Consider the following 24312-nt stretch of genomic DNA (forward strand, 5'->3'; position numbering starts at 1 on the left):
CCTTTTCCCCCGTCCCGCCCCCGCGCGCTCCGGCAAGGGGGCGAGGCCCCCTACCCCGGATAGCGCCAGATCTTGCAGGCCAGACTCGCCAGCCAGTTCTGGCGCGACTTGATCTCCTCGGCGGTCCATTTCTCGGCGCTGAGCACCTTCTGCGTGATCTCCAGGCAATCCTCGTCAAAGACCTTCTTCTTGGTCTCGAAATCGGCATTGCCGAGCCGGCCGTTCAGCTCGGCCGAAATCAGCGTCATGTTGCCGAGGCGGTAGACATATTTGTCGATGCCGCCCGGGAAATCGCGCCGGCTGGTCTCCCAGGAGCCGTTATGGCGCTTGGGCAGGATGTGCTCGAGATCGGTGGCGAAGCGGTCGCCCTCGGTGCGCATCGAGGGCTTGGCCGAGAGGTGGTCGTTGATGCGGGCCAGCACATAGCGCGCCTGCGCGTTCGAGCGGATCACCTTGCGCGAAAAGGCGGAATGGAACTGGCTGTCGTCGGGATAGAGCGTCGCCAGATGCTTCTTGAACAGCTCCTCGGTGCGCGCCGCGCCGGTCTCGCGGATGTCGCGGGCGGCGCCGATGAAGGGCTGCAGGATTGCCGACGGGCTGAGATTGCAGATGGTGCTGTAGCGGAAGGTGAAATTCACCAGCATCCGGGTCAGCTCGAGGAAGCCGCGCTTGTCGACCTCGAGCGCCGCCAGCAGCACGATGAAAAGCTGCTCGGGCCGCAGGATTTCGATGGCCTCGACCAGATTGCGGATCGCCGGCTGCTGCTGGTTCGGAAAGCCGCCCCAGAGGTGATGGCGCGGGTCGGAGAGCGCGGCGTAAAGGCTGGACGCATCGCACAGGCTCTCGGAATAGGCGGCGACGTCCTCGGGCGTGGCGATGGCGGCCTTGATGTCGGAATAGAGGCCGCGCTCGCCGATGGGGCCGCGCGTCGACAGCCAGTGATGGCGGACGAATTTGATCAGCCGCTCGCTGCCCAGATCCTGCTCCATCACCTCCCAATTGCGCTGCGTCTCGCCGAGCCGGTCGCGTGAGGCGGCAAAGAGATGGTTCTTCAAAAGGTCCGCCTCGGACAGCTCGAGGCCGCGATCGTTCAGCGTCTCGAACAAGAGGAAGGCGTTGTAATCGTCCTTCACGTCGATGCGGATGACGAAGACGCGCTCGTTCAGGCTGCCGACGATGGTGTCGGCGATCGCCTCGATGCCGAGGCCGCCATCGCGCATCTCGCCGATGCGGCGGTGCATGAAGCAGAAGCATTCCGCCAGCAGGCGGTTCGAGGGCGAGGCGTGCTCGTCCTCCGCCAGCCGCTGCATTTCGGCGAGCGGGCGGGCATGGAAAATGTGGTTCTCGTAGAAGCCCTTATCGGTCTTGTTGAGGACGAGGCAGGGCTGCTTGAACAGCTTCTGCTGCGGCGCGGATTTGATCAGGAAATCCTCGACCGACGCCGCCATCGCCGTCAGGCCCTCGCTCTTGAGATGGCTGCGCAGCGCCGAGAGCAGCACCGAGGTGGTAATCAGCCGCTGCTGGCCGTCGATGACGACATGCTCGGGCGCCTGACTGTTGTTGATGACCACCGAGCCGAGGAAATATTCCGGGGCCGCGCCGGTGAAGGTTTTGGAGATGTCGAACCAGAACACGCCGAACTGGCCTTCGTCCCAGGCGTAGTTGCGCTGATAGGGCGGCACGACATAGCTGTCGCCGCAGCGCAGCAGGCTCCCCAATGAGATCACTTGGCTGGAAATGGAGGTCGTCATTATCGCACTGATGATAGCAAATTCGTCTGCGGTAGAGATGCGAAAATCATGATGTATCTGCGGCCAAAAGCTTGCGCGGCGGCAACAGCCTCGCGGAAAAGCGCGGATGGGGCGAAAAGTTTGCTGGCCAGGGGGGATTGGGTGCCTGGCGGCCTGTTTTACCGGCAGATGCGCCGCCTGTCATCCCTCGCACGCCACGTGGAGCGAGGCCGCATTGACGCGGCCGGGATGCCCGCAGGCATGACCTCGACCCTGCATAAATCGCCCGCGGCGGTCGTCCCGGACACCGCGGAGCGGTGAGCCGGGACCCTTTGGCCCATCCGCAATCGCTGCGGCAAGATGAGAGGCGAGTGGGCCCCGGCTCTAACGGCCGGGGCGACGGTGAGAGACGATTGATAGTGCCTGGGAGTGCGGCGTTGCCGCCCGGCTCACTTGCCGCCGAGTTGCGCCTGCGCGACGGCGGCGAGCGCCTTCAGCTCTTGCGCCGGCATGTCGGCGGCGAGGACGTAGCGGCGCTCGTTCGCGGTCCAGCTCACGGTCTTGACGTCGCCGAAGCGGCCGGGCGTCATAGGGATGTCGAGGCCGCCGGCGCTGACATAGAGCGCGACCAGCGGCTCGTTGCGGCCGAGATAGATGAGCTGCATCACCTTCGTGCGCTGATGCGTCAGCATCTGGCCGCGCGCGAATTTCAGCCCTTCGCTGGAGAAATCGGGCAGCGCCGCAGCCTTGAACAACTGCGCGAGCTGGAACTTCACCATGTCCGGGTTGGACTGGCTCTCGGCGCTGACGCCGATCGTGTCCTTGGTGAAGAACGCATGGAATTCGGCGATGTCCTCCGGCCAGTTCGAGGACGGCATCTGCACGCCGGCCGCATCGGGCTTCGCTGCCAGGCCGGAATAATAGGCGCCGGTAAAGCCGGCCGAGGCGCCGAGCAGGAGCAGCAGGGCGCCGAAGGCAATGCCCGCGATGCTGCCGCCGGTCAGCATCGAGCCGCCGCCGGCGCCGGACGCGCGCGCATTGCGCTGGGCGCTGCTCATGTTCTCGCGCAGCAGGGTGCCGAACGTGTCGAGGAGCTGGGCCTGGGTCTGCTGCAGGCGGCTGACCCGGTAGGCGAGGTCGCGATCGTCGCGCAAGAGCCGGCCGACGACAGCCGCTTGCGGCTTGTCGAGCTGGCCGTCCACATAGGCCATCAGCAGCTCTTCGCTCAGATCGATCATGCGGCGCGCCCATGCGCCGGCACGCTCGGCGCGGCGGGCGAAAAGCCGCTCCGCTCGCGCTCATCGGGCTGGGCCAGCACGGCGTGGCATTTCGAAAGGCGCGTGATGATCGCGGCGACCGGCACGCCGAAAATCTCGGCGACCTCGTCATAGGACAGGCGCTCGCCATAGACGAGGTGGAGCGTGGCGCGCTGCTGCGGGGCGAATTGCGCAAGCTGCATGGCGAAACGCGCCGAAGCGCCGCCGTCATTCATGCGGCTGCGCGGCTGGAACAGGCGCGGATCGGCCGGCTCGGGCTGGTCGGAGGGACCGCCCTTCATGCGGCTCACCCAGATCTTGTACATCTGCGTGAAGGCCCAGAGCGTCATGGCGGTGTGCCCACGCTCCTTGGCCATGCGGGCAAGGATGTGATTGCGGGTCGATTTCAGCAGCATCTGAGCCTTGGCTTCGCTTCCCGTCAGCGCCGCCGCGAAGGATTTCAGCCGCGGCATCATCAGGCCAAGCTCGGAATTGATCTGCGACTTCTGGTCGACGATGTAACCCATGACTCGGCTCACTCACTTGTAATTCAGCACCAATGAGAAGACCTCAAATACAAGTTATGAGGGAAAAGGGTTTACGGCTGGTGAACGAATTTCCCAAAAGGGGACTCCATTATGGAGTGCGTTAAGGGGGAAGCCGGGCGTCAAAGACCTGAAAATCCGAGGTGTTTTGGCGCGCTCGCGGTTCGTGCCTATAATCGGCGGGAGCGGTAAGCGGGCGCCTGGAGCCCCGCAACCGGGAGGAGGAGCGCGTGAATCTTGCGGAATGGCTGGTTCGGTCGGCCCGGCGCGCAGGCAGCAGCCCGGCCCTGTTCGACGGCGAGCGGCCGGTTGCGGATTATGCCGGCTTCGCAGGGCGGGCGGCGCGGATGGCGACGGCTTTGCGCGAGAAATTCGCCATCGGCCCGGACGACCGCGTCGCAATGTTCATGCCGAACAGCACGGATTATCTGGAGCTGTTCTATGCAGTCTGGTTCACGGGGGCGGCGGTCGTGCCGATCAATGTGAAGCTGCATACGCGGGAAGCGGCCTGGATCATCGGCGATGCCGAGGCCAAGCTGGTCTTCGCGCTGAGCGACACATGCCATGAACTTCAGAACCAGCTTCCCGGCACACGGCTGATCGCCATCGACAGCGCTGAATTCGCCGCGCTCCGCGCCTCCGAGCCGATGGCGGAGCCACTGCCCCGCGCCCGCGACGATCTCGCCTGGCTGTTCTACACGTCGGGCACGACGGGCAAGCCGAAGGGCGTGATGATCTCCAACGGCAATCTCCATGCCATGGCTTTCGCCTATCTCGCCGACGTGGACGACGTGCCCCCCGGCGACGCCGCCCTCTACGCCGCGCCGATCTCGCATGGGGCGGGCCTGTATAATGTCGTCAATGTCCTGCGCGGCGCGCGCCATGTCGTGCCCGCCTCGGGCGGTTTCGATCCGGCGGAAATCCTGGCGCTCGGCCGCGCGCTCGGCGGCATCACCATGTTTGCCGCGCCGACCATGGTCCGCCGCCTCGTCGAGCGCGCCAAGGCGCAGGGCGAGACCGGCGAGGGCTTGCGCTCGATCATCTATGGCGGCGGCCCGATGTATCTCTCCGACATCGAGGAGGCGGTCGCCGCGATGGGGCCGCGCTTCATCCAGATCTACGGGCAGGGCGAGAGCCCGATGACCATCACCGCCCTCCCGCGCGGCCTGGTCGCCGACCGCGCGCATCCGCGCTGGCGCGAGCGGCTCGGCTCGGTCGGCACGGCGCAGTCTTGCGTCGAGCTGCGCGTCGCCGATGCCGACGGGCGGGCGCTGCCGCCGGGCGAGACCGGCGAGATCCTGGTGCGCGGCGCGCCGGTGATGCTGGGCTATTGGCGCAACGAAGCGGCGAGCGCGGCGGCGCTGAAGGACGGCTGGCTCTGGACCGGCGATGTCGGCGCGCTCGACGCGGACGGGTTTCTGACGCTGAAGGACCGCTCCAAGGACGTCATCATCTCCGGCGGCAGCAACATCTATCCGCGCGAGGTCGAGGAAGCGCTGCTGCTGCATCCCAGCGTCGAGGAAGTTTCGGTGATCGGCCGGGCGAGCCCCGAATGGGGCGAGGACGTCGTCGCCTTCATCGTCGCGGCGCCAGGGTCGTCGGTTGATCCGGCCGCGCTCGACAGCCATTGCCGGGAGCACATCGCCCGCTTCAAGCGGCCGAAGCACTATATCGCGCTCGCCGAACTTCCGAAGAACAATTACGGCAAGGTGCTCAAGACCGAGCTGCGTGCGCGTCTCGCCGAGATCTTTCGTGTTTGAGAGTAAGGGGCGCCGCATTAGCGGGGATTTCGAGACCGGGCGCGTGGTGATGGCGGGCCGATTTCGGTCACAAAAAATGGAGATATTGGCGTGCCCGATACGGGCGACGACGCCCTGCCCTTTGCGGGCAAACATCGGATGGGGCTGGCGGCAAGACCGGCCCGAAAAATGCGGGGCGCCTCGCCCGCGATCTGGAGCAATCGATGACACGCCTCATGCGCCTCCTCCTCACCTGTCTGCTCGCCGGCCTGCTGCCGTCCCTCGCCAAGGCGGAACTGGCGGTCGGGGCGATGGCGCCGGTCTTCTCGACCAAAGCCGCGCTCGGCGGGAAGGCGCTGACTTTCGCGCTGTCCGAGGCGCTCAAGACCGGCCCCGTCGTGGTTTACTTCTATCCGAAAAGCTTCACTTCGGTTTGCACCGAGGAAGCGCACCTCTTCGCCGAGGCCATGCCGGAATTCGAAACGCTGGGCTCCTCGGTCATCGGCGTCTCGGCCGATACCATCGAGACCCAGCGCGAGTTCTCACGCACCGCCTGCCGCGACAAATTCCCGGTCGCCGCCGATCCCAAAGGGGACGTGGTCAAGGCCTATGATGTCTTGGCCTGGAAAGACGGCGGCAGCATCTTCGCCAGCCGGACATCCTATGTTATTACGCCCGACGGCAAGATCGCCTCGGTGCTGACGGCGCCGGATGCCGGCAGCCATATCCAATCCGCCCTCGCATCCGTCAATGCCTGGAAGGCCCGCCGGCCCCGATAGGCGGACGCGGCGCCGCCGGCCGTTCGCCGCCCCCCCCGCCTGCCCCGCCTGCGAAATCGGCTAAATCCGCGCCATCGCGCCCTTCTTTGGCTTCCCCTTCGCCCGCAAAAACGTGAAGCGGCGGCACCCGGCCGCCACGGGATCGTGTCTTGTGTTTGAACACGGCTTCGCCACATTCTGCGTAAGGCTCAAAAATGAGGAACGCCCGTCATGATGACGCGCCGCACCGTCCTGTCCGGTTTGGCAGCATTATCCGTGTCCGCATTGGCTTTCTGGGGGTTCGGCGGTGCCATGGCCGTGTCCTCCGAGGAGAGTTTCGAGATCACCAAGACGCCTGAGGAATGGCGCAAGGCGCTGACGCCCAAGCAATTCTACGTCCTTCGCGAGCGCGGTACCGAACACCCCTTCACCAGCCCGCTGAACGCTGAGAAGCGCGCCGGCATCTATGATTGCGCGGCCTGCGACCTGCCGCTGTTTTCCTCCGAGACCAAATATGACAGCGGCACCGGCTGGCCAAGCTTCTGGAAGCCGCTCGACGACGCCGTCCGCACCCGCGAAGACCGCGCCTTCCTGCTGCTGGTGCAGACGGAAGTGCATTGCCGTCGCTGCGGCGGCCATCTCGGCCATGTCTTCAACGACGGCCCGAAGCCGACCGGCCTGCGCTATTGCATGAATGGCGAGGCGATGACATTCCTGCCATCCGAGGCCGGGGAAACCAAAAACCCCGCTTGAACAATAACGCGCCGCTTTAACGATTGAGGACACGCCATGCGCTTCGCTGCGCTTTTTGCCGCCATTTTCGCGCTGTTGACCGGCGCCGCCCAGGCCCAGTCGCCGCAAACCGCCAGCGCCATATTCGCGGGCGGCTGCTTCTGGTGCATGGAGCCGCCCTTCGACAAGACGCCGGGCGTCACCGCCACCACATCGGGCTATTCCGGCGGCCCGGAAGTCAACCCGACCTATGAGCAGGTCTCGGCGGGCACCACCGGCCATTACGAGGTGGTGAAGGTCGATTACGACCCCTCCAAGGTCAGCTATGAGAAGCTTTTGGAGGTCTACTGGCCCAATATCGACCCGACCGACGCCGCCGGCCAGTTCTGCGACAAGGGCCCGCAATACCGCTCGGTGATCTTCTACGGCAATGAGAAGGAAAAGGACCTCGCGGAAGCCTCGCTGAAGGCGGTGTCGGAGAAGCTGGGCAAGAAGGTCGAGACCCAGATTTTGCCCGCGACGGCCTTTTACCCGGCCGAAGGCTACCATCAGGATTACTACCTGAAAAATCCGATCAAGTATAAGTTCTACCGCTATGGCTGCGGCCGCGACGCGCGGCTCGACGCGGTCTGGGGCGCCAAGAAGTAAGCTGCCCTGGGGCCTCCCCGCGAGGAGAGGCCCCGAAGCCGGCCATGCGGAGCTATTGGATACCCACCACGCAGACGCGGGCCTTGCCCTGGAAATTCGGCTTGGCGCGGTAGATCATCTCGATGCGGTCGATGGAGCGCTCATAGCCGCGCAGATCGAGCGGACGCGTCTCGCCGCCTTCGCGGATCTCGGAGCGGACGGGAATGTCGTCCGGCGCGCCATTCGAATAGATCACCCGCAGATCGATGATGTTGACGTCATTGCCCGAGACCAGCAGCTTGATCGCCTTGAAGCGGCCTTCGCGCCGGCCGACGCGGATCACGTCGCGGTCGCCGAGGATGCCGACGGACTGGCAGCCGAGCTCTTCCCAATGGCCGCCGCGGCGGTCGTCGCGGTCCCGGCGGTCGTAATCGCGCCGGTCATCGCGGCGGTCGTCGCGGGATTCATGCCGGTCATAGCGGGCTTCGCGGCCGAAGATGCAGACCTGCGCCGGGCCGTGGCCACGGCCCCGGAAATCGCGCTTGGAGACGATTTCGATGCGGTCGATGGCGCGGTCGCGGCCGCGCAGATCGAGCGGGCCGGTGCGTTCGCCCTCGCGGATTTCGCGGCGCACGTCGATATTGTCCGGCTCGCCATTGGCGTAGATCACGGTGAGGTCGAGAATGTTGACGTCATTGCCCTCCGCCTCGAGCCGGAGGGCGGTGAAGCGGCCCTCGCGGCGGCCGACCTCGATCACGTCCCGATCGGCACGCCGGCCGACTTCGGAACATCCCAGACGTTCCCATCTATCGTCGCCGTCGCGATATTGGGCCTGCGCCGTCGACAGGCCGACGGCAGACAATAGAAGCAACCCGCCAATAAATCTGGCGCCAAAATTCATGTTTGCTCTCCACAGGGCTTGCTTTGCATTATTCATGCAAAAAACGCGCAGCACAGACGCGCTTTTAGCAGCGAGCACTGCTATAGGCGCGTCAAGCTGAACGAATTCTGAGGGAGCAAGACCCGGGAATTGGGGCAAAAATGCTTGCACAAAGCGGCGAAAATGCGGGCGCGTTATTCCGCCGCACGCGTCGGAGCGGCCTCCTCGCCGCGCCCATAGCGCCGCTCGATATACTCCGCCACCAGCTTCTTGAAGTCGTCGGCGATGCCCGGACCGCGCAAAGTCATCGCCTTCTTGCCGTCGATGAAGACGGGCGCGGCGGGCGTTTCGCCCGTGCCGGGCAGCGAAATGCCGATATCGGCATGCTTGGACTCGCCCGGTCCGTTGACGATGCAGCCCATGACGGCGACGGTCAGCGTCTCGACGCCCGGATAGATTTTCCGCCATTCCGGCATGCTGACGGCGATGTGCGCCTGGATGTCGGAGGCGAGTTCCTGGAACACGGTGCTGGTCGTGCGCCCGCAGCCCGGACAGGCGGCGACGACCGGCACGAAGGAGCGCAGGCCCATGGTCTGCAGGATCTGCTGGGCGACTTCGACTTCGAGCGTGCGCGCGCCGCCGGGCGCCGGTGTCAGCGAGACGCGGATGGTGTCGCCGATGCCCTGCTGCAGCAGGATACCGATGCTCGCCGCCGAAGCGACGATGCCCTTCGAGCCCATGCCGGCTTCGGTCAGGCCGAGATGCAGCGCGTAATTGCCGCGCGAGGCCAGCATGGTGTAGCAGCTCACCAGATCCTGCACCGAGCTGACCTTGGCGGAGAGGATGATGCGGTCAGCGCCTAGGCCGAGTTCCTGGGCGCGCTCAGCGCTGAGCAGGGCGGATTGCACCATGGCCTCATGCAGCACGGCGCGCGCGTCCATCGGCGCTTCCGACGCGGCGTTCTCGTCCATGAGCTTGGTAAGCAGCTCCTGGTCGAGGCTGCCCCAGTTGACGCCGATGCGCACCGGCTTGCCGTATTTCAGCGCCATGCCGATGATGTCGGAGAACTGGCTGTCGCGCTTGGCGCGGAAGCCGACATTGCCGGGATTGATCCGGTATTTATCGAGCGCCTCGGCGCAGGCGGGGTGATCGGCGAGCAGCTTGTGGCCGATATAATGGAAGTCACCGACCAGCGGCACCTTGATGCCCCGCGCGGCCAGCTTGTCGCGAATATGCGGCACGGCGGCGGCGGCTTCGTCGCGGTCGACGGTGATGCGCACCAGCTCCGAGCCCGCCTGGGCGAGTTGGGCGACCTGCGTCACGGTCTTGTCGATATCGGCGGTATCGGTGTTGGTCATCGACTGCACGACGACCGGCGCGCCGCCGCCGACCATCACATCTCCGACTTTCACGCCGATCGTTGGGCGTCTTGAGGCAATATTATGCATGGTTCCCCGTGCTCCTGGCGGTCAGCCAAAAGAGATGAGCCCTCACCCATTAATTAATCGACAGCGAGGGGAATTGCCAGAGGTTGCAGGACTTAGCCCCGGTTTTTGCGCAAGAGCCAGGGGACGGTGGCGATGAAAAGCGCCGTCAGCACCAGCACGATGGAGGGTCCGGCGGGCGTGTCTAGATGCAGCGACATGGCCAGACCCGCCAGCACGCCGATGATGGAAATGCCCGCCGCGCCGAGCGCCATCTGCTCCGGCGTCGTCACGAAAGCGCGGGCGGCGGCGGCGGGGATGATGAGCAGCGAGGTGATGAGCAGGATACCGACCAGCTTGATGCTGAGCGCGATGGTGAAGGCGACCAGCAGCATGAAGGCGGCGCGCACCAGATTGACGGGAACGCCCTCGGCGGCGGCCATCTCCTCATGCACGCTGATAGCGAGCAGCGGCCGCCACAGCCAGATCATCGCGCCGGCAATGGCGGCGAGGCCGCAGAGCAGCCACCAGAGATCGCCGGCCGAGACGGCGAGGATGTCGCCGAACAGGTAGCCCATCAGGTCGAGCCGGGCGCCGCCGATCAGCGTCGCCGCGAGCAGTCCGGCGGCCAGGGCCGCATGGGCGAGGATGCCGAGCAGCGTGTCGTCGGGCAGGAGTTTCTGGCCCTGCATCCCGATCAGCAGCGCGGCGAGCGCCAGCGACACGACGATGACGCCGAGCGTCAGGTCGACGCTGAGGATGATGCCGAGGGCGACGCCAAGCAGACCGCAATGGGCGATGGAATTGCCGAACATGGCGAGGCGTTGCCAGACGACGAAGCAGCCGAGCGGCGCGGTGAGCAAGGCGATGCCGAGGCCGGCGAGGCCCGCCCGCACCAGAAAATCGTCAATCATGTTTGTGGCCGCAGTCTTCGCCGCATTTGACGGCGCCGGAGAGGTCGTGCTCGTGGTCGTGGCGGTGGCGATAGACGGCGACGGCCTTACCGGCGTCGCGTCCGAACAGGCGGGCATATTCGGGGTGATTGGCGACCTTCTCCGGCACGCCCTCGCAGCAGACATGGCCATTGATGCAGAGCACGCGGTCGCTGGCGCCGAGCACCACATGCAGGTCGTGCGAGATCAGCAGGATGCCGCAGCCGCGGCGGCGGCGGATGTCGCCGATCAGCTCGTAAAGCTGCAATTCGCCGGCATAGTCGAGCGCCTGGGCCGGTTCGTCGAGCACCAGCAGGCGCGGCACGCCGATCAGCGCGCGGGCGAGGCAGACGCGCTGGAACTCGCCGCCCGACAACACGGAAATCGGCCGGTCGATCAGGTGCAGTGCGCCGACCTCCTGCAACACGGAGCGTATGGCCGAGGGCGAAACGCGCACGGTCAGCGTCAGGAAGCGGCGGACATTGATCGGAATGCTGGGGTCGACGGGAAAGCGCTGCGGCACATAGCCGACCTTGAGGCCCGGCGCGCGCGCGATGCTGCCGGTGGTCGGCGGCATCAGGCCGAGCAGGAGACGGGCGAGCGAGGTTTTCCCTGCGCCGTTCGGGCCGATGACAGTGAGGATTTCCCCGGCATGGACGGTGACATCGACATTCTCGAGAATGGTCTTGCCGCTGAGCGTCAGGCCGAGGCGGTCGCCGGTGACCAGCGCCTCGCCGGCCCCCGGCGCCGGTTTGTCCTCCGAGCCGTTCGGCCGGAGCGGGATGACCGCTGGTAATGCCATCGGAGCCGCCCTCAAGCTGCTGGCCGGGTCGTCTTGCGGCAATCCGCGCAAGTGCCCTGGATTTCGAGAATGGTTTCCGTGACGGCGAAGCCGCTGGACTGAGTCACGCTCTTGATCGCGCCCCAGGCGTCGGGCGCTTCGGCTTCGGCGACGCGGTAGCAGCCGTCGCAGACCAGCACCAGCATGGAATTGGCGCTGTCATGCTCGGACAGGCAGGCGAAAAAGGCGTTCTTGCTCTCGAGGCGATGGGCGAGCCCGGCCGAAAGCAGCACGTCGATGATGCGATAGACCGAGATCGGCGCGAGGCGGCGGCCATCGGTTTGCAGCCGCTCGATGATCTCATAGGCGCCGAGCGCCTTATGCGAGGAGAGCAGCACGCGCAGGACAGATTCGCGCAGGGCCGTCAGCCGCACGGATTTCTCGGCGCAGATCTCGTGCGCGCGCCCGATGGCGTGCTCGATGCAGGAGCCGTGATCGTGCTCGGGACGCGGAAAAAGATTGTCCGGCATGGGTGCTGCGCTTATCGCTGATCGATCCCTGACAGGGGCTTAGAGATGTCTGTAACAATATTGCATTATTCTGCCTCTTAGGGAATTCCTGAATTGCCTTCAACCGGATTCGGCATTTTGTCCCCTGGCTGGCGCGGGTTCGGCGATGCGAAAGCGCTGGCCGTTTGGCCCCGAGCGAAGGCCTCCCACACCCGTCGTCCCGGACGGCCAGAAGCCGAGCCGGGACCCATTGGCGTCTCATCAATGCAACGCCGTGCCGACAGACCATTGGGTCACGGCTCGCCGCTCCGCGCCGTCCGGGGCGACGGTATGGGCCGGTTCGGGCGCTTGGGGCCATGATCGAAATCAGCGGTGTCAGTCATGATTTTGATGGGCGGCCAGTGCTGCGCGACATCTCGCTGAACCTGGTGGAGCGGCGTATCGCCATCATCGGCGCGAATGGCTCGGGCAAGACGACGCTTGCCCGGATGCTGAACGGACTGGTCGTGCCGAGGCGGGGCGAGGTGCTGGTCGACGGGGTTTCGGCACGCAAGAACGGCTCGGAGGTACGCCGGCTGGTCGGCTATGTGTTCCAGAATCCGGAGCACCAGATCGTCATGCCGACTGTGGAGGAAGACCTCGCCTTCGGCCTCCATAATATGAACTTGCCCAAGGCCGAGATTACGGCGCGCGTGGATGCGATGCTGGCCGCGCACGGCCTCGCCGCGCGGCGCGACTCGGCGGCGCATCTGCTCAGCGGCGGCGAGCAGAAGCTGCTGACGCTGCTTTCAGTGCTCATCATGGAGCCGCGCTATATCGTCTTCGACGAGCCGATGAATTCGCTCGACCTCGCGACCCGGCGGAGATTTTCTGGCCTAATGGACGGGCTCGCACAGACCATCATCACCATCACCCACGATTTCGATCTGATCGCCGGATACGACCGCGCGATCCTGATCCATGCCGGGAGGGTGGAGGCAGACGGCGCGCCGGGCGATGTCGTGCGCCGCTATATTGCGCTGGTGGATGCGGGCGGATAAGCCCGGCTATCCGCCGTTTACAGAATGAACTTGCTCAGATCCGTGTTCTTCGCCAGCTCGCCGATATGGGCGGCGACATAGGCCGCGTCGATGACGAAGCTGCCATTGCCGCGATCCGACGCCTCGAAGCTAATCTCGTCCAGCACCCGCTCCATCACCGTCGACAGGCGCCGGGCGCCGATATTCTCGACACTGGAATTCACCTGCACGGCGATGTCGGCGAGGGCGTCGATGCCTTCCTCGGTGAACTCCAAGGTGACGCCTTCGGTCGCCATCAGCGCCACGTATTGCTTGATGAGGCTGGCTTTCGGCTCGCGCAGGATGCGGCGGAAATCCTCCCGCGTCAGCGCATTCAGCTCGACGCGGATCGGCAGGCGGCCCTGCAATTCCGGCAGCAGATCGGACGGTTTCGCGACATGGAACGCGCCGGAGGCGATGAACAGAATATGATCCGTCTTCACCGGCCCGTATTTGGTGCCGACCGTCGTGCCCTCGATCAGCGGCAGCAGGTCGCGCTGCACGCCCTCGCGGCTGACATCGGCGCCGACCCGGTCGGAGCGGGCGCAGATCTTGTCGATCTCGTCGACGAAGACGATGCCGTTATTCTCCACGACCGCAATCGCATCCTGGATGATCTGGTCGTTGTCGAGCAGCTTGTCGGACTCTTCGTTGATCAGCAACGCATAGCTGTCGCGCACGCTGGTCTTGCGCTTCTTGGTGCGCACGCCGAGCGCTTTGCCGAGCATCTCGTTGAGGTTGATCATGCCGATCTGGCTGCCGGGCATTCCCGGGATCTCGAAGCTCGGCACGCCGCCGGGGCCGGTATCGGCCACTTCGACCTCGATCTCCTTGTCGTCCATCTCGCCCGAGCGCAGGCGCTTCCTAAAACTCTCGCGCGTCGAGGGGGAGGCATTCGGGCCGACCAAGGCGGTAATCACCCGCTCCTCGGCCAAAAGATGCGCGTTCGCCTGCACTTCCTTGCGCTTTGCGTCCCGCACCAAACTGACGCCGATCTCCAGCAGATCGCGGATGATCTGGTCCACGTCTCGCCCGACATAGCCGACTTCGGTGAATTTCGTCGCCTCGACCTTCAGGAAGGGCGCATTGGCGAGCTTGGCCAGCCGCCGGGAAATCTCGGTCTTGCCGACGCCGGTCGGCCCGATCATCAAAATATTCTTCGGCAGCACTTCCTCGCGCATCTCGCCCTGAAGCTGCTGACGGCGCCAGCGGTTGCGCAGGGCGATGGCCACGGCGCGCTTGGCGTCATTCTGGCCGATAATATAGCGGTCGAGTTCGGAAACGATTTCGCGTGGGGAAAAATCGGTCATGCGGCCCAGCCAGATTTCCTAGAATTCATCTCTTATCGACAGACGGAAGGCTTTCGACAATGAGGTTGTTATTCGTATAGACGCAAATATCGGCCGCGATCGCCATGGCCTTGCGCGCAATCGCCTCGGCGTCGATGTCGGTGTCGAGCAGGGCGCGGGCGGCCGCCAGCGCGTAATTGCCGCCCGAGCCGATGCCCATGACGTGCAATTCCGGCTCCAGCACATCGCCGGTGCCGGTCAGCACCAGCGTATCGGTACGGTCGGCGACGATCATCATCGCCTCGAGGCGGCGCAGATAGCGGTCGGTGCGCCAATCCTTGGCGAGATCGACGCAGGCGCGCAGGAGCTGTTCGGGATATTGGTCGAGCTTGGCCTCAAGCCGCTCCAGCAGGGTGAAGGCGTCGGCGGTGGCGCCGGCAAAGCCGGATATGACATTGCCCTTGCCGAGCGTGCGCACCTTGCGTGCATTGCCCTTGATGACGGTCTGGCCGAGTGAGACCTGGCCGTCGCCGGCGATCACTACCCTGTTGCCCTTGCGGACGGTGAGGATCGTCGTGCCGTGCCAGTGCGGGAAATTCGAAGCGTGTTCGGTCATATTCACCCGACGTGAGAAAGCTGGGCTGGATATCGTAAACGGTGTATCTGATATCAAGCTTTCACGATTAAGCTGCGAGCGCTATTGAGATGTTTGCGGGGTGCGCCGTCCGCCCGTCCATTCAGCCGCATGCGGACAGCCCCACAGATTGGACCGGAACCATGCGCAAAGCCAGCATCGACCGCAAGACCAAGGAAACGGAAATCACCGCCGCGATCAATCTCGACGGCACCGGCGTCTACGACGTTTCGACCGGCGTCGGCTTTCTCGACCATATGCTGGAACAGCTCGCGCGGCATTCGCTGATCGATATCAGCCTCAGCGCCAACGGCGATCTGCATGTCGACCAGCACCACACCGCCGAGGATAGCGGCATCGTGCTCGGGCAGGCCGTGGCCAAGGCGCTCGGCGACAAGCGCGGCATCACCCGCTATGCGTCGGCCTATCTGCCGATGGACGAGGCGCTGACCCGCGTCGCGCTGGACATTTCCGGCCGGCCCTACCTGATCTGGAAGGTCGCCTTCCCGACGCAGAAGATCGGCACGATGGATACCGAGCTGTTCCGCGAATGGTTCCAGGCTTTTGCCCAGAATGCGGGGATCACGCTGCATATCGAAAATCTTTACGGCGAGAACTCGCATCATATCGCCGAGACCTGCTATAAGGGCCTCGCGAAAGCGCTGAGGGCGGCCATCGCCATCGACGCGGCGCAGAAAGACCAGCTCCCGACCACCAAGGGCACGCTCGGGGGCTAGATCACGCTGATTTTGGATTCATCCAATCCAAAATCATCAACAGTGATCTCGATCTTATATTAGAGCGGGATGACGAGCGGAAAATCGGTATCCACTTTTCCTCATCCCGCTCCAGCATGGCAGAAAGGATAGCCGGTGCAGACATACACGGTGCATGAACCGCGCGTGGCGCCGGAAGACATCGAGGAGCGCGCGGGCAAGCTGGTGTTCCTCAAGGAAGGCTTTTCGATCTGGGCGTTCCTCGCGCCGGGGCTTTGGCTGCTGTTCAATGGATTGTGGCGCGGGCTGCTGGTTTATGTGCTGCTCAGCGTCGGGCTGGTCGTCGGCCTCGGGCTGCTCGGCGTCAACGAGCAGGTGATTGCCTGGGGCGGGCTCGTCATCAATCTGATCTTCGGCTTTGAGGCGCGCGACATCTACCGCGCCTCGCTGGAGCGGCGCGGCTATGTGCTGAAGGGCGTGGTCTCCGGCCGCAATCTGCCCGAGACCGAGCGGCGCTTTCTCGAGGAATGGCTGCCGGAAGCGCAGAGCGACCGCGCCCGCATGACGGCCATGGCCGCAACCGGCGCGCCCATCGGCGGAGATCCGGCGCGCTCGCAAGGCATCCCGGTCATCGGGATGTTCCCTTCACATGGGGGATGAGCATGGACCTCACCATCATCGACTACGGCTCGGGCAATCTGCATTCGGCCGCCAAGGCCTTTGAGCGCGCGGCGGCGGAAGCCGGGACCGGCCATCGCATCCTCGTGACATCAGATCCCGATGCCGTGCGCGGCGCCGAGCGCATCGTGCTGCCGGGCGTCGGCGCCTATGCGGATTGCTGGGCAGGGCTCAGCGCGGTCGACGGGATGCTCGAAGCGCTGGACGAAGGCGTCAAGCGGCAGGGCAAGCCGTTTCTGGGCATCTGCGTCGGTATGCAGCTTCTGTCCGAGCGCGGCTACGAGCACGGCGTCACGGAAGGGCTCGGCTGGGTGAAGGGCAATGTGCGGATGATCGAGCCGGACGATGCGGCGCTAAAAATCCCGCATATGGGCTGGAATACGCTGAACGCGGCGCGCGATCATGCGCTGCTGGAGGGCGTGCCGACCGGCCCGGACGGCTGGCACGCCTACTTCGTCCACTCCTACGCGCTGACCGAAACCGCTCCCGGCGAAGTGCTGGCGGAAGCGGATTATGGCGGCCCGGTCACGGCGATCGTCGCCAAGGACAATGTCGCCGGGACCCAGTTTCACCCCGAGAAGAGCCAGAAGCTCGGTCTCAGGCTGATCGCCAATTTCCTCAGGTGGCGGCCGTAAGCAGGCGCGACTCGGCGGCCCGCGCATTATTGCCGCCCGTCTGCGACAGCACATTGGCGAGCAGCCTGACCGGCGCGCGCTCATAGGAGTTGACGGCGGTCATCCGCGCGGGCGTGCCGGGGCCGACATCCATGCCGGCGAAATCGTCGCCCGCCTCGCAAATATAGAGCTTGTCGCCGGTGACCAGATGATCGCCGAGCAGGGCGCGGATCTCAGCGGCCGAAAGCGGCGTCTCGACGATCCAGAGATTGGCGAGCGGATGTTCCCAGTCCTGGGCCAGCCGCTTGATCTCGCCGGTGAAGTCGGAATAGTTGTTGCCCGGCCGGTAGAGGTCGTAGGAGATGATGTAGCGCCGCATAGGATCCCTAAGCCCGATAAAATTTCGGAAAACTCAGCTCCAGACGCGGATACCAAAAGGAGCGCACTTTTACGCGCGACTCAACTTTGGGATTCTCCCTTGTGGATGTGTCCCATTTTAGGCAGATTGTAACGAATGCGGCTGTTCCCGGCTATCGATTTGAAAGATGGGCAATGCGTGCGCCTGCGCCAGGGCCTGATGGATCAGGCGACCGTGTTCGGCGACGACCCGGCCGCGCAGGCTCGCGACTTCGAGCGGATCGGCTTCGATTACCTGCATGTCGTTGATTTAAATGGCGCTTTCGAGGGCGAGCCGGTCAATGGCGCGGCGGTGCGGGCGATATTGGATAGCCTATCAATCCCGGTGCAGCTCGGCGGCGGCATCCGCTCTGCGGCACAGGTCGAGGCCTGGCTGGAACGGGGTGTTGCCCGTGTCATTTTGGGCACGGCTGCCGTGCGCGACCCGCAGATGGTGCGCGATTCGGCGCGCGCCTTCCCGGGGCGGGTCGCCGTGGGCATCGACGCGCGCGACGGGCTGGTCGCCATCGAGGGCTGGGCGGAGACGAGCGAATTGACGGCCGCCCAACTGGCGAAGCGCTTCGAGGATGCGGGCGTTGCGGCGGTGATCTACACGGATATTTCCCGCGACGGGCTGCTGACCGGCCTCAATCTGGATGCGACCGCCGCTTTGGCGCGCGAAGTGTCGATCCCGGTGATCGCCTCGGGCGGGCTCGCCGGGATGGATGACATCAGGCAATTGATGCGGCCGGACTATACCATGCTCGAAGGCGCGATCGCCGGCCGGGCGCTTTATGACGGGCGGCTGGATGCGGTCGAGGCGCTGGCGCTGGTGAGGGGGGCAACATGAAGGTCGAGCTGATCTATGCGACGTGGCCGCGCAACCCAGGCAGAACCGTCTGGCATCTGATGGCGGATACGGTGCGCAAGGCGCAGCTCAAGCCCGCGCTCAAGAAGGCCGGCCTCGAGGCGCGTGAGCATGTCCTCGCCGCGACCGGGGATGGCGCGGGCGAATTGCGCGCCGCCTTCGATCTGGCCGCCCAGATCGCAGCGCGAGTCAAGGCGGCGCATGAGGCGGGGGCGCTGGCGGTCATCATCTGCGGGAGCTGCGCGGTCGCCTCCTTGGGCGCCGTTTCCGGCCTCGGCGAAGACACCAGCATCCTCTGGATGGACGCCCATGCCGACCTCAACACGCCCGACACCACCATGAGCGGCATGTTCGACGGCATGGCCGCCGCCATCGTGCTCGGCGACGCCTGGCATGCGCTCGCCATCGACGTGGCCGGCCTCAGCGCCGCCAGCCGCCGTAATTTCTGCCTCTACGGCGCCCGCGACATCGACCCGCCCGAACAGGCGATCATCGACGATGACGGCATCGTGGTGGCGAATGATGCCGAAATCGCCATCGAGGCGCTGGAGGGGGCGGAACGGCTCTACATCCACGTCGATATGGACGTGCACGACGCCTCAAGACTGCGCGCCAATCGCTTTGCCGGCGAGGGCGGCCCCTCGCCCGAGCAAGTGCGCGCGGATCTCGTCGCGGTGACGGCCGCCCTGCCGCTTGCAGCCATTGCAATCACCGGCCTCGACCCCGAGATCGGCAAGGAGGACGGCGCGGTCGCCTGCGCCGTGGCGCATATCAAGGCGGTGTGCGAGAGCTGGGCGAAGTCGGTGGCAATCGGCAGGTAACCCGAAATATGCTACAATGCTCCCGAAGGAGCCTTATGATGTCTTTGCCGGATCCGCTGATTACCATTTCTCCGGACTATCTCAGCGGCGCGCCCGTCTTCACCGGCACGCGTGTGCCCGTGCGCGCACTTTTTGATTACCTTGAAGCTGGCGACTCCTTGAATGCGTTCCTTACGCAATTTCCAGGGGTAAGCCGGGAGCACGCCGTCGCGGTCATCAAGCTGGCTGCCAAGACCGTCACCCTCGGCGAAGGTGGTTCGAAGGCGGCTTGAGCATGAGAATCCTGCTCGACGAATGCATTCCGCAGGATTCGCCACGCATTCAAGGCCATGGATGATATCGAGGTTCAGACCGTGCGCTTTGCCGAGTTGCACCAATGCCGCGACGCTGAGCTTCTGGACAGAATGGACGGCCGCTTCGATCTATTGGTCACGACCGACGCCAATCTTCGGTATCAGCAAAACATTCCCGGCCGGCCCTTTGCCGTGATTGTGCTCCGGGCGTCGAGCAACCGCCTTGCTGATCTGCTGCCGCTTGCGCCCGAATTGCTTCGCACGCTACAGAAGGTCATTCCTGGCGAGTTTCGAGAGATCGTGTAGACGCATGCTAACCACCCGCATCATACCCTGCCTGGACGTCAAGGACGGGCGCGTCGTCAAGGGCGTCAATTTCGTCGATCTGCGCGATGCGGGCGATCCGGTCGAGGCCGCGACCGCCTATGACGCGGCCGGCGCGGACGAACTCTGCTTCCTCGACATCACCGCCAGCCACGAAAATCGCGGCATCATCTTCGACGTCGTCACCCGCACGGCCGAGCGCTGCTTCATGCCGCTGACCGTCGGCGGCGGCGTGCGCGCGGTCGAGGATGTGCGCCGGTTGCTGCAGGCGGGCGCGGACAAGGTGTCGATCAACACCGCCGCCGTCACCGACCGGCAGTTCGTGGCGCGGGCGGCGGAAAAATTCGGCGTGCAATGCATCGTCGTCGCCATCGACGCCAAGCGCGTTTCGGCCGAAGGCGAGCCGCCGCGCTGGGAGATCTTCACCCATGGCGGCCGTAATCCGACCGGCCTTGACGCCATCGATTACGCCCGCGAAGTCGTGGCGCTCGGCGCAGGCGAACTCCTCCTCACCTCGATGGACCGCGACGGCACCCGCGCCGGCTTCGACATCGAGTTGACCCGCGCCATCTCCGACGCCGTGACGGTGCCGGTGATCGCCTCGGGCGGGGTCGGCACGCTCGACCATCTCGTCGACGGCGTGCGCGACGGCCATGCCAGCGCGGTGCTGGCCGCCTCGATCTTCCATTTCGGCGACCATTCCATCGGCGAAGCCAAGCGCCACATGGCCGCCGCCGGCATCGCCATGCGGATGGATTGAGGGCATGCGCAGATGCGCGCCTTTATGCGTCACCTTGTGAGTTCGCTGGATTTCGATACCCCTCAGGTAGCGAAATAATTTTTACTGGACAGGGCAGCAATACCTCGGCGTTCTGAATGTCAACGCCGAGCCAGTAACGCCTTGCTCGATCATAAACCCAATCAAAGCATTGCCCCTCTTGTGGCCAATTTGTCAGATCATAGTCTGAACGATGATTTCCTTCGGTTAGGCCACTAGGCTCAACTTCATATATAATGTTAGCCAATTGATGTGTGTTTCTGAACTTTGTCGCAGCTTCAAAACTCTCTAAAACAAATACACAATTTAAGCGGCTAACTTTATCAGCAGCAAAAAGCTGTCTAGCGTATTCAAACAACGCCTCTCTGTAGGTAATCGGGATGTTATTGGTTGCGGCCGGATAGGCTGTCCTTATGATCCGACCCCAATTTCCAGGGAGTATTGCGGTGCCAACGTCAAGTTTGTTCGGCGCGCAATGAAAGAAAGTAGCCATAATAACCTCCAGCGAAGAGGCTCATTTTAAACGAGTCGGGTGCACCCAACACGCCTGTTCAATCCGCGCGTATAGGCTTGGCCGCTCCCAACTTGTGGATCAATGCGTCTACCACTTGTCCCCCCTAGCCTACCGGGCCGCAATCGCTCAACATTTAACGAATGATTCGCAGCACGCGGGGACCTCAATGGCGAGCAGCGCAGCACTCGGCTACTCGGAATACACCGTCGACATGTGGTGGACCGATCTCAACGCCACCGAGATCGGCATCTTCCAGCACACGCGCCAGCGGGCGAAATCGCGCCAGTTCAGCAAGGATTCCGACATTATCGGCGCCGTCGACGTCAACGGCGAGCGCACCAGCCTGCTCACCTATCGCCGCGCGCTGTGGGAAGAGGCCGAGGGCATGAACAAGCGCCTCGTCATAAAGCTGTTCTCCGAGGCGATGAATTGGCGCGGCACCATGGACATGCTGCTGGGCCGCAGCCTGCAATTGACCATCGGCGCGCATGGCTTCCCGGTCGCCGCCTTCACCGTCAATCTCGCCGGGCATGAGCAACTGATCAGTGTCGAGCGCTCGGCGCATAAATGGCCGCTGATGCCGGAGGATTATTCGTTCTTCCTGATCGAGGGCAAACAGGCGCGCTTCTATCGCCTGCGCCGCGACTGGATCGCCATCGGCGCGGATTATTCACTGTTCGACGAAAAGGGCGGCAAGATCGGCCATCTGAACGGGCGCGTGCTCAATCTGGGCGGCCGCTGGGACGTGCGCATCCGCGAGGACCACGACAATCCGCGGCTGAACGCGACCTTGCAGCTCTTTTGCGGCATGCTCCGCTTCCGCGCCGCTGCCGAGCGGCATATCCGCAAGCTGGTACGCGGCATCAAGCACGGCGAAGTGGACGCCAAGATCGAGACCCATGAGACCGATCTCTACCAGAACCCGCGTCGGCAGAATTCCTAAGGGCGGCTAAACCGGCCGCAACTGGCCGGTGCCGCGCACGCGGTATTTGAAGCTGGTGAGCTGTTCGGCGCCGACGGGCCCGCGCGCGTGGAAGCGGCCGGTCGCGATGCCGATCTCTGCGCCCATGCCGAATTCGCCGCCATCGGCGAACTGTGTCGAGGCGTTGTGCAGCACGATGGCGCTGTCGACCTCGCGTAGGAAGCGCTCGGCGGCGGCGTCGTCCTCGGTGACGATGGCGTCGGTGTGCTGCGAGCCGTAGCGGGCGATATGCGCCATGGCGGCCTCGAGCCCGGCGACCGTCTTCACCGCGATGATGGCCTCGAGATATTCCGTGCCCCAATCCTCCTCGCTCGCCGGCTTGACGCGGGCGTCCGCCGCGCGCGCCGCCGCATCGCCGCGCACTTCGCAGCCGGCCTCGATCAGCGCGCCGATCAGGGGCGCGAGATTGGCGGGCGCGGCGGCCTCGTCGACCAGCAGCGTCTCGGCCGCGCCGCAGACGCCGGTGCGGCGCATTTTGGCGTTGAGCACGATGGCGCGCGCCATCTCGGGATCGGCCGCCTCATGCACATAGACATGGTTGACGCCGTCGAGATGGGCAAAGACCGGCACCCGCGCCTCCTGCTGCACGCGCGCGACGAGGCTCTTGCCGCCGCGCGGCACGATCACGTCGATGGCGCCGTCGAGGCCGGCGAGCATCATGCCCACAGCCTCGCGGTCGGCGCGGTCGACGATCTGGATGGCGGCTTCGTCGAGCCCGGCCTGGCGCAGCCCGGCGACCATCGCGGCATGGATGGCGCGCGTCGAGGCGAGCCCGTCCGAGCCGCCGCGCAGGATGACGGCATTGCCCGACTTCAGGCAGAGCCCGCCCGCATCGGCGGTCACGTTCGGGCGGCTCTCAAAAATCATGCCGATGACGCCGAGCGGCACCCGCACACGCTCGATGACGAGCCCGTTCGGCCGGGTCCAGGAGGCGATCACCTCGCCGACCGGGTCGGGCAGTTCGGCGATGTCTTCCAGGCCCTTGGCCATGGCCTCGATGCGCGCCGGATTGAGCGTCAGCCGGTCGATGAAATAGGGCAGCCGGCCGGCCTTGCGCGCCGCGTCCACATCCTCCGCATTGGCGATCAGGATCTGCTCGTGGAAATTGCGCAGCATGGCGGCCATGGTCAGCAGCGCGCCGTTCTTGGCGTCGGCCGAGGCGAGCGCGAGCTTGGCCGCCGCCGCGCGCGCCGTCCGCCCGATCTCGCGCATTTGCAGGCCGAGGTCGCCGCTGTCGGCGGCATCGGGCTTGGCCATGCTCACAATGGACATCTCAGCTCCTGTTCAGCGCCATGTCGTCCCGGTGGATCATTTCCGAGCGGCCACGATAGCCCAAAATGCCCTCGATTTCACCGCTCTTGCGCCCGACCAGCCGCTCCGCGTCGCGGCGGGAATAGGCGATCAGCCCGCGTCCGAGTTCGCGCCCGCCGGCGTCGCGGATGATGACGGCGTCGCCCCGGTCGAAGCTGCCGTCGAGCCTGGTCACGCCCGCCGGCAACAGGCTGCGCCCGGCATCCAGCGCCGCCGCCGCCCCGGCGTCAATGGTCACGATGCCGCGCGGCTCCAGCGACCCGGCGATCCAGCGTTTTCGGGAAATCATCGGATTGGCCCGCGCCAGGAACCAGGTGCAGGCCGCGCCCTCGCCCAAAGCCTTCAGCGGGTTGAGGATCTTGCCGCTGGTGATGACCAGATTGGCCCCCGCCGCGACCGCGATCTTGGCCGCCACGATCTTGGTGATCATCCCCCCGCGCGACAGCTCGCTGCCCGCATCGCCCGCCATCGCCTCGATCTCCGGCGTGATCTCGTCCACCACGTCCAGCCGGCGCGCAGTAGCGTCCTGGGCGGGCGGCGCCGTGTAGAGGCCGTCAATGTCGGAGAGCAGCACCACGCAATCGGCGCTCATCATCGAGCCGACCCGCGCCGCCAGCCGGTCGTTGTCGCCATAGCGGATTTCGGTGGTGGCGACGGTGTCGTTCTCGTTGACGACCGGCACCGCGCCGAGCGCCAGCAGGGTCGAGACGGTGCTACGCGCGTTGAGATAGCGGCGGCGCTCCTCGGTGTCGCTGAGGGTCAGCAGGATCTGGGCGGCGGTGATGCCGCGCGCGGAAAACATCTCCTGATAGGCGCGGGCGAGCGTCACCTGCCCGACCGCGGCGGCGGCCTGGCTCTCCTCCAGCTTCAGCGGCCCCTTCGGCAGGCCGAGCGCCCGCCGTCCGAGCGCGATCGCGCCAGACGAGACGATGAGCAAATCGCGGCCTTGCGCCTTGAGCGCGGCGACGTCGTCGGCGAGCGCCGACAGCCAGTCCGATTTGAGCTTGCCGCTGTCTTTTTCGACCAGCAGCGCCGAGCCGATCTTGACGACGATACGGCGCGCGCCGCTCCATTCTTCGCGCATGGGACGGGGTCCATGGGTTGCAGGGTGTGGGGATGGGTT

Annotated in this window: 28 protein-coding genes; 14 read left to right on the top strand and 14 right to left on the bottom strand. The window is 65.0% G+C overall.

What is annotated here, in order from left to right:
- Window positions 1-50: 50 nt before the first annotated feature.
- The 3 genes from BLEFHOIH_RS15575 to BLEFHOIH_RS15590 form a co-directional block, all read right to left on the bottom strand.
- Window positions 51-1751, bottom strand: coding sequence for a DUF262 domain-containing protein (locus BLEFHOIH_RS15575; protein ID WP_088346949.1), 1701 nt, complete (start codon window positions 1749-1751; stop codon window positions 51-53).
- A 428-nt stretch (window positions 1752-2179) separates the two neighbouring features.
- Window positions 2180-2968 carry a hypothetical protein gene (locus BLEFHOIH_RS15585; protein WP_088346951.1) on the bottom strand — a complete coding sequence of 263 codons (789 nt, stop codon included), beginning with the start codon at window positions 2966-2968 and terminating at the stop codon, window positions 2180-2182.
- A complete protein-coding gene (locus BLEFHOIH_RS15590; protein ID WP_088346952.1) occupies window positions 2965-3513 on the bottom strand; it encodes a sigma factor-like helix-turn-helix DNA-binding protein in 549 nt (182 codons plus the stop codon). The genes BLEFHOIH_RS15585 and BLEFHOIH_RS15590 overlap by 4 nt, the downstream gene beginning before the upstream one ends.
- Before the next feature lie 248 nt (window positions 3514-3761).
- Here BLEFHOIH_RS15590 and BLEFHOIH_RS15595 point away from each other — a divergent pair, with 248 nt between their 5' ends.
- The 4 genes from BLEFHOIH_RS15595 (at window position 3762) to msrA (ending at window position 7408) form a co-directional block, all read left to right on the top strand.
- On the top strand, window positions 3762-5291 hold the full coding sequence (locus BLEFHOIH_RS15595) for an AMP-binding protein (protein WP_088346953.1): 1530 nt from the start codon (window positions 3762-3764) through the stop codon (window positions 5289-5291).
- Window positions 5292-5494: 203 nt separating this feature from the next.
- Window positions 5495-6049, top strand: coding sequence for a peroxiredoxin (locus BLEFHOIH_RS15600; protein WP_245297033.1), 555 nt, complete (start codon window positions 5495-5497; stop codon window positions 6047-6049).
- A 210-nt stretch (window positions 6050-6259) separates the two neighbouring features.
- Window positions 6260-6781: a peptide-methionine (R)-S-oxide reductase MsrB gene (gene msrB, locus BLEFHOIH_RS15605; RefSeq protein WP_088346954.1), complete on the top strand. Its 522-nt coding sequence runs from the start codon at window positions 6260-6262 to the stop codon at window positions 6779-6781.
- A 36-nt stretch (window positions 6782-6817) separates the two neighbouring features.
- Complete coding sequence (gene msrA, locus BLEFHOIH_RS15610) at window positions 6818-7408, top strand: peptide-methionine (S)-S-oxide reductase MsrA (RefSeq protein WP_088346955.1); 591 nt, start codon at window positions 6818-6820, stop codon at window positions 7406-7408.
- A 52-nt stretch (window positions 7409-7460) separates the two neighbouring features.
- On the opposite strand, the gene BLEFHOIH_RS15615 is transcribed toward msrA, so the two are convergent.
- The 5 genes from BLEFHOIH_RS15615 to BLEFHOIH_RS15635 all read right to left on the bottom strand — a co-directional run bounded on the left by BLEFHOIH_RS15615 (window position 7461) and on the right by BLEFHOIH_RS15635 (window position 11934).
- The gene (locus tag BLEFHOIH_RS15615) at window positions 7461-8288 is read right to left on the bottom strand and encodes a DUF2541 family protein (RefSeq protein WP_170937186.1); all 828 of its coding nucleotides are present in this window, start codon (window positions 8286-8288) and stop codon (window positions 7461-7463) included.
- 173 nt (window positions 8289-8461) lie between these two features.
- The gene (gene ispG, locus BLEFHOIH_RS15620; protein ID WP_088346957.1) at window positions 8462-9715 is read right to left on the bottom strand and encodes a flavodoxin-dependent (E)-4-hydroxy-3-methylbut-2-enyl-diphosphate synthase; all 1254 of its coding nucleotides are present in this window, start codon (window positions 9713-9715) and stop codon (window positions 8462-8464) included.
- 92 nt (window positions 9716-9807) lie between these two features.
- Window positions 9808-10605 carry a metal ABC transporter permease gene (locus BLEFHOIH_RS15625; protein ID WP_210191653.1) on the bottom strand — a complete coding sequence of 266 codons (798 nt, stop codon included), beginning with the start codon at window positions 10603-10605 and terminating at the stop codon, window positions 9808-9810.
- A complete protein-coding gene (locus BLEFHOIH_RS15630) occupies window positions 10598-11425 on the bottom strand; it encodes an ATP-binding cassette domain-containing protein (RefSeq protein WP_088346958.1) in 828 nt (275 codons plus the stop codon). Before BLEFHOIH_RS15630 ends, BLEFHOIH_RS15625 begins: the two co-directional genes overlap by 8 nt.
- An 11-nt stretch (window positions 11426-11436) precedes the next feature.
- Complete coding sequence (locus tag BLEFHOIH_RS15635; protein WP_088346959.1) at window positions 11437-11934, bottom strand: Fur family transcriptional regulator; 498 nt, start codon at window positions 11932-11934, stop codon at window positions 11437-11439.
- 335 nt (window positions 11935-12269) lie between these two features.
- Between BLEFHOIH_RS15635 and BLEFHOIH_RS15640 the strand changes: the two genes are divergently transcribed.
- The gene (locus BLEFHOIH_RS15640) at window positions 12270-12953 is read left to right on the top strand and encodes an ABC transporter ATP-binding protein (protein WP_088346960.1); all 684 of its coding nucleotides are present in this window, start codon (window positions 12270-12272) and stop codon (window positions 12951-12953) included.
- Between the two features lie 17 nt (window positions 12954-12970).
- Here the strand turns inward: BLEFHOIH_RS15640 and hslU are convergent, their stop codons facing one another.
- A complete protein-coding gene (gene hslU / locus BLEFHOIH_RS15645; protein ID WP_088346961.1) occupies window positions 12971-14281 on the bottom strand; it encodes an ATP-dependent protease ATPase subunit HslU in 1311 nt (436 codons plus the stop codon).
- Between the two features lie 25 nt (window positions 14282-14306).
- Window positions 14307-14876 carry an ATP-dependent protease subunit HslV gene (gene hslV, locus BLEFHOIH_RS15650; RefSeq protein WP_088346962.1) on the bottom strand — a complete coding sequence of 190 codons (570 nt, stop codon included), beginning with the start codon at window positions 14874-14876 and terminating at the stop codon, window positions 14307-14309.
- A 161-nt stretch (window positions 14877-15037) separates the two neighbouring features.
- Between hslV and hisB the strand changes: the two genes are divergently transcribed.
- The 3 genes from hisB to hisH all read left to right on the top strand — a co-directional run bounded on the left by hisB (window position 15038) and on the right by hisH (window position 16923).
- Window positions 15038-15631: an imidazoleglycerol-phosphate dehydratase HisB gene (gene hisB / locus BLEFHOIH_RS15655; RefSeq protein ID WP_088346963.1), complete on the top strand. Its 594-nt coding sequence runs from the start codon at window positions 15038-15040 to the stop codon at window positions 15629-15631.
- Between the two features lie 135 nt (window positions 15632-15766).
- Window positions 15767-16270 carry a DUF2628 domain-containing protein gene (locus BLEFHOIH_RS15660; protein WP_088346964.1) on the top strand — a complete coding sequence of 168 codons (504 nt, stop codon included), beginning with the start codon at window positions 15767-15769 and terminating at the stop codon, window positions 16268-16270.
- Window positions 16267-16923: an imidazole glycerol phosphate synthase subunit HisH gene (gene hisH, locus BLEFHOIH_RS15665; RefSeq protein WP_088346965.1), complete on the top strand. Its 657-nt coding sequence runs from the start codon at window positions 16267-16269 to the stop codon at window positions 16921-16923. Before BLEFHOIH_RS15660 ends, hisH begins: the two co-directional genes overlap by 4 nt.
- On the opposite strand, the gene BLEFHOIH_RS15670 is transcribed toward hisH, so the two are convergent.
- The gene (locus BLEFHOIH_RS15670; RefSeq protein ID WP_088346966.1) at window positions 16907-17281 is read right to left on the bottom strand and encodes a hypothetical protein; all 375 of its coding nucleotides are present in this window, start codon (window positions 17279-17281) and stop codon (window positions 16907-16909) included. The genes hisH and BLEFHOIH_RS15670 overlap by 17 nt on opposite strands.
- A gap of 135 nt (window positions 17282-17416) precedes the next feature.
- Here BLEFHOIH_RS15670 and hisA point away from each other — a divergent pair, with 135 nt between their 5' ends.
- From hisA to hisF, 5 genes are read left to right on the top strand one after another with little or no spacing between them, the layout of a single operon-like run.
- A complete protein-coding gene (hisA, locus tag BLEFHOIH_RS15675; protein ID WP_088346967.1) occupies window positions 17417-18148 on the top strand; it encodes a 1-(5-phosphoribosyl)-5-[(5-phosphoribosylamino)methylideneamino]imidazole-4-carboxamide isomerase in 732 nt (243 codons plus the stop codon).
- Entirely contained in the window at window positions 18145-18987 is an 843-nt protein-coding gene (locus tag BLEFHOIH_RS15680) for an arginase family protein (protein ID WP_088346968.1), read from the top strand. The genes hisA and BLEFHOIH_RS15680 overlap by 4 nt, the downstream gene beginning before the upstream one ends.
- A gap of 38 nt (window positions 18988-19025) precedes the next feature.
- Complete coding sequence (locus BLEFHOIH_RS15685; protein ID WP_088346998.1) at window positions 19026-19259, top strand: DUF433 domain-containing protein; 234 nt, start codon at window positions 19026-19028, stop codon at window positions 19257-19259.
- Window positions 19260-19316: 57 nt separating this feature from the next.
- On the top strand, window positions 19317-19586 hold the full coding sequence (locus BLEFHOIH_RS15690; protein WP_210191655.1) for a hypothetical protein: 270 nt from the start codon (window positions 19317-19319) through the stop codon (window positions 19584-19586).
- A gap of 4 nt (window positions 19587-19590) precedes the next feature.
- Window positions 19591-20364 (top strand): imidazole glycerol phosphate synthase subunit HisF, encoded by a 774-nt coding sequence (gene hisF, locus BLEFHOIH_RS15695; protein WP_088346969.1) that lies wholly within the window; start codon window positions 19591-19593, stop codon window positions 20362-20364.
- Between the two features lie 22 nt (window positions 20365-20386).
- On the opposite strand, the gene BLEFHOIH_RS26270 is transcribed toward hisF, so the two are convergent.
- Window positions 20387-20875, bottom strand: coding sequence for a hypothetical protein (locus BLEFHOIH_RS26270; RefSeq protein WP_125461734.1), 489 nt, complete (start codon window positions 20873-20875; stop codon window positions 20387-20389).
- 187 nt (window positions 20876-21062) lie between these two features.
- Between BLEFHOIH_RS26270 and BLEFHOIH_RS15700 the strand changes: the two genes are divergently transcribed.
- Window positions 21063-21839, top strand: a complete 777-nt coding sequence (locus BLEFHOIH_RS15700; protein WP_088346970.1) for a hypothetical protein — start codon at window positions 21063-21065, stop codon at window positions 21837-21839.
- Between the two features lie 6 nt (window positions 21840-21845).
- On the opposite strand, the gene BLEFHOIH_RS15705 is transcribed toward BLEFHOIH_RS15700, so the two are convergent.
- Together BLEFHOIH_RS15705 and proB are read right to left on the bottom strand one after the other, a co-directional pair.
- A complete protein-coding gene (locus BLEFHOIH_RS15705; protein ID WP_245297034.1) occupies window positions 21846-23090 on the bottom strand; it encodes a glutamate-5-semialdehyde dehydrogenase in 1245 nt (414 codons plus the stop codon).
- Between the two features lie 61 nt (window positions 23091-23151).
- The gene (gene proB, locus BLEFHOIH_RS15710; protein WP_088346971.1) at window positions 23152-24273 is read right to left on the bottom strand and encodes a glutamate 5-kinase; all 1122 of its coding nucleotides are present in this window, start codon (window positions 24271-24273) and stop codon (window positions 23152-23154) included.
- Window positions 24274-24312: the final 39 nt, after the last annotated feature.

It is taken from the genome of Rhodomicrobium sp. R_RK_3 (assembly GCF_002198715.1).
In the GTDB taxonomy this organism is placed as follows: domain Bacteria; phylum Pseudomonadota; class Alphaproteobacteria; order Rhizobiales; family Rhodomicrobiaceae; genus R-RK-3.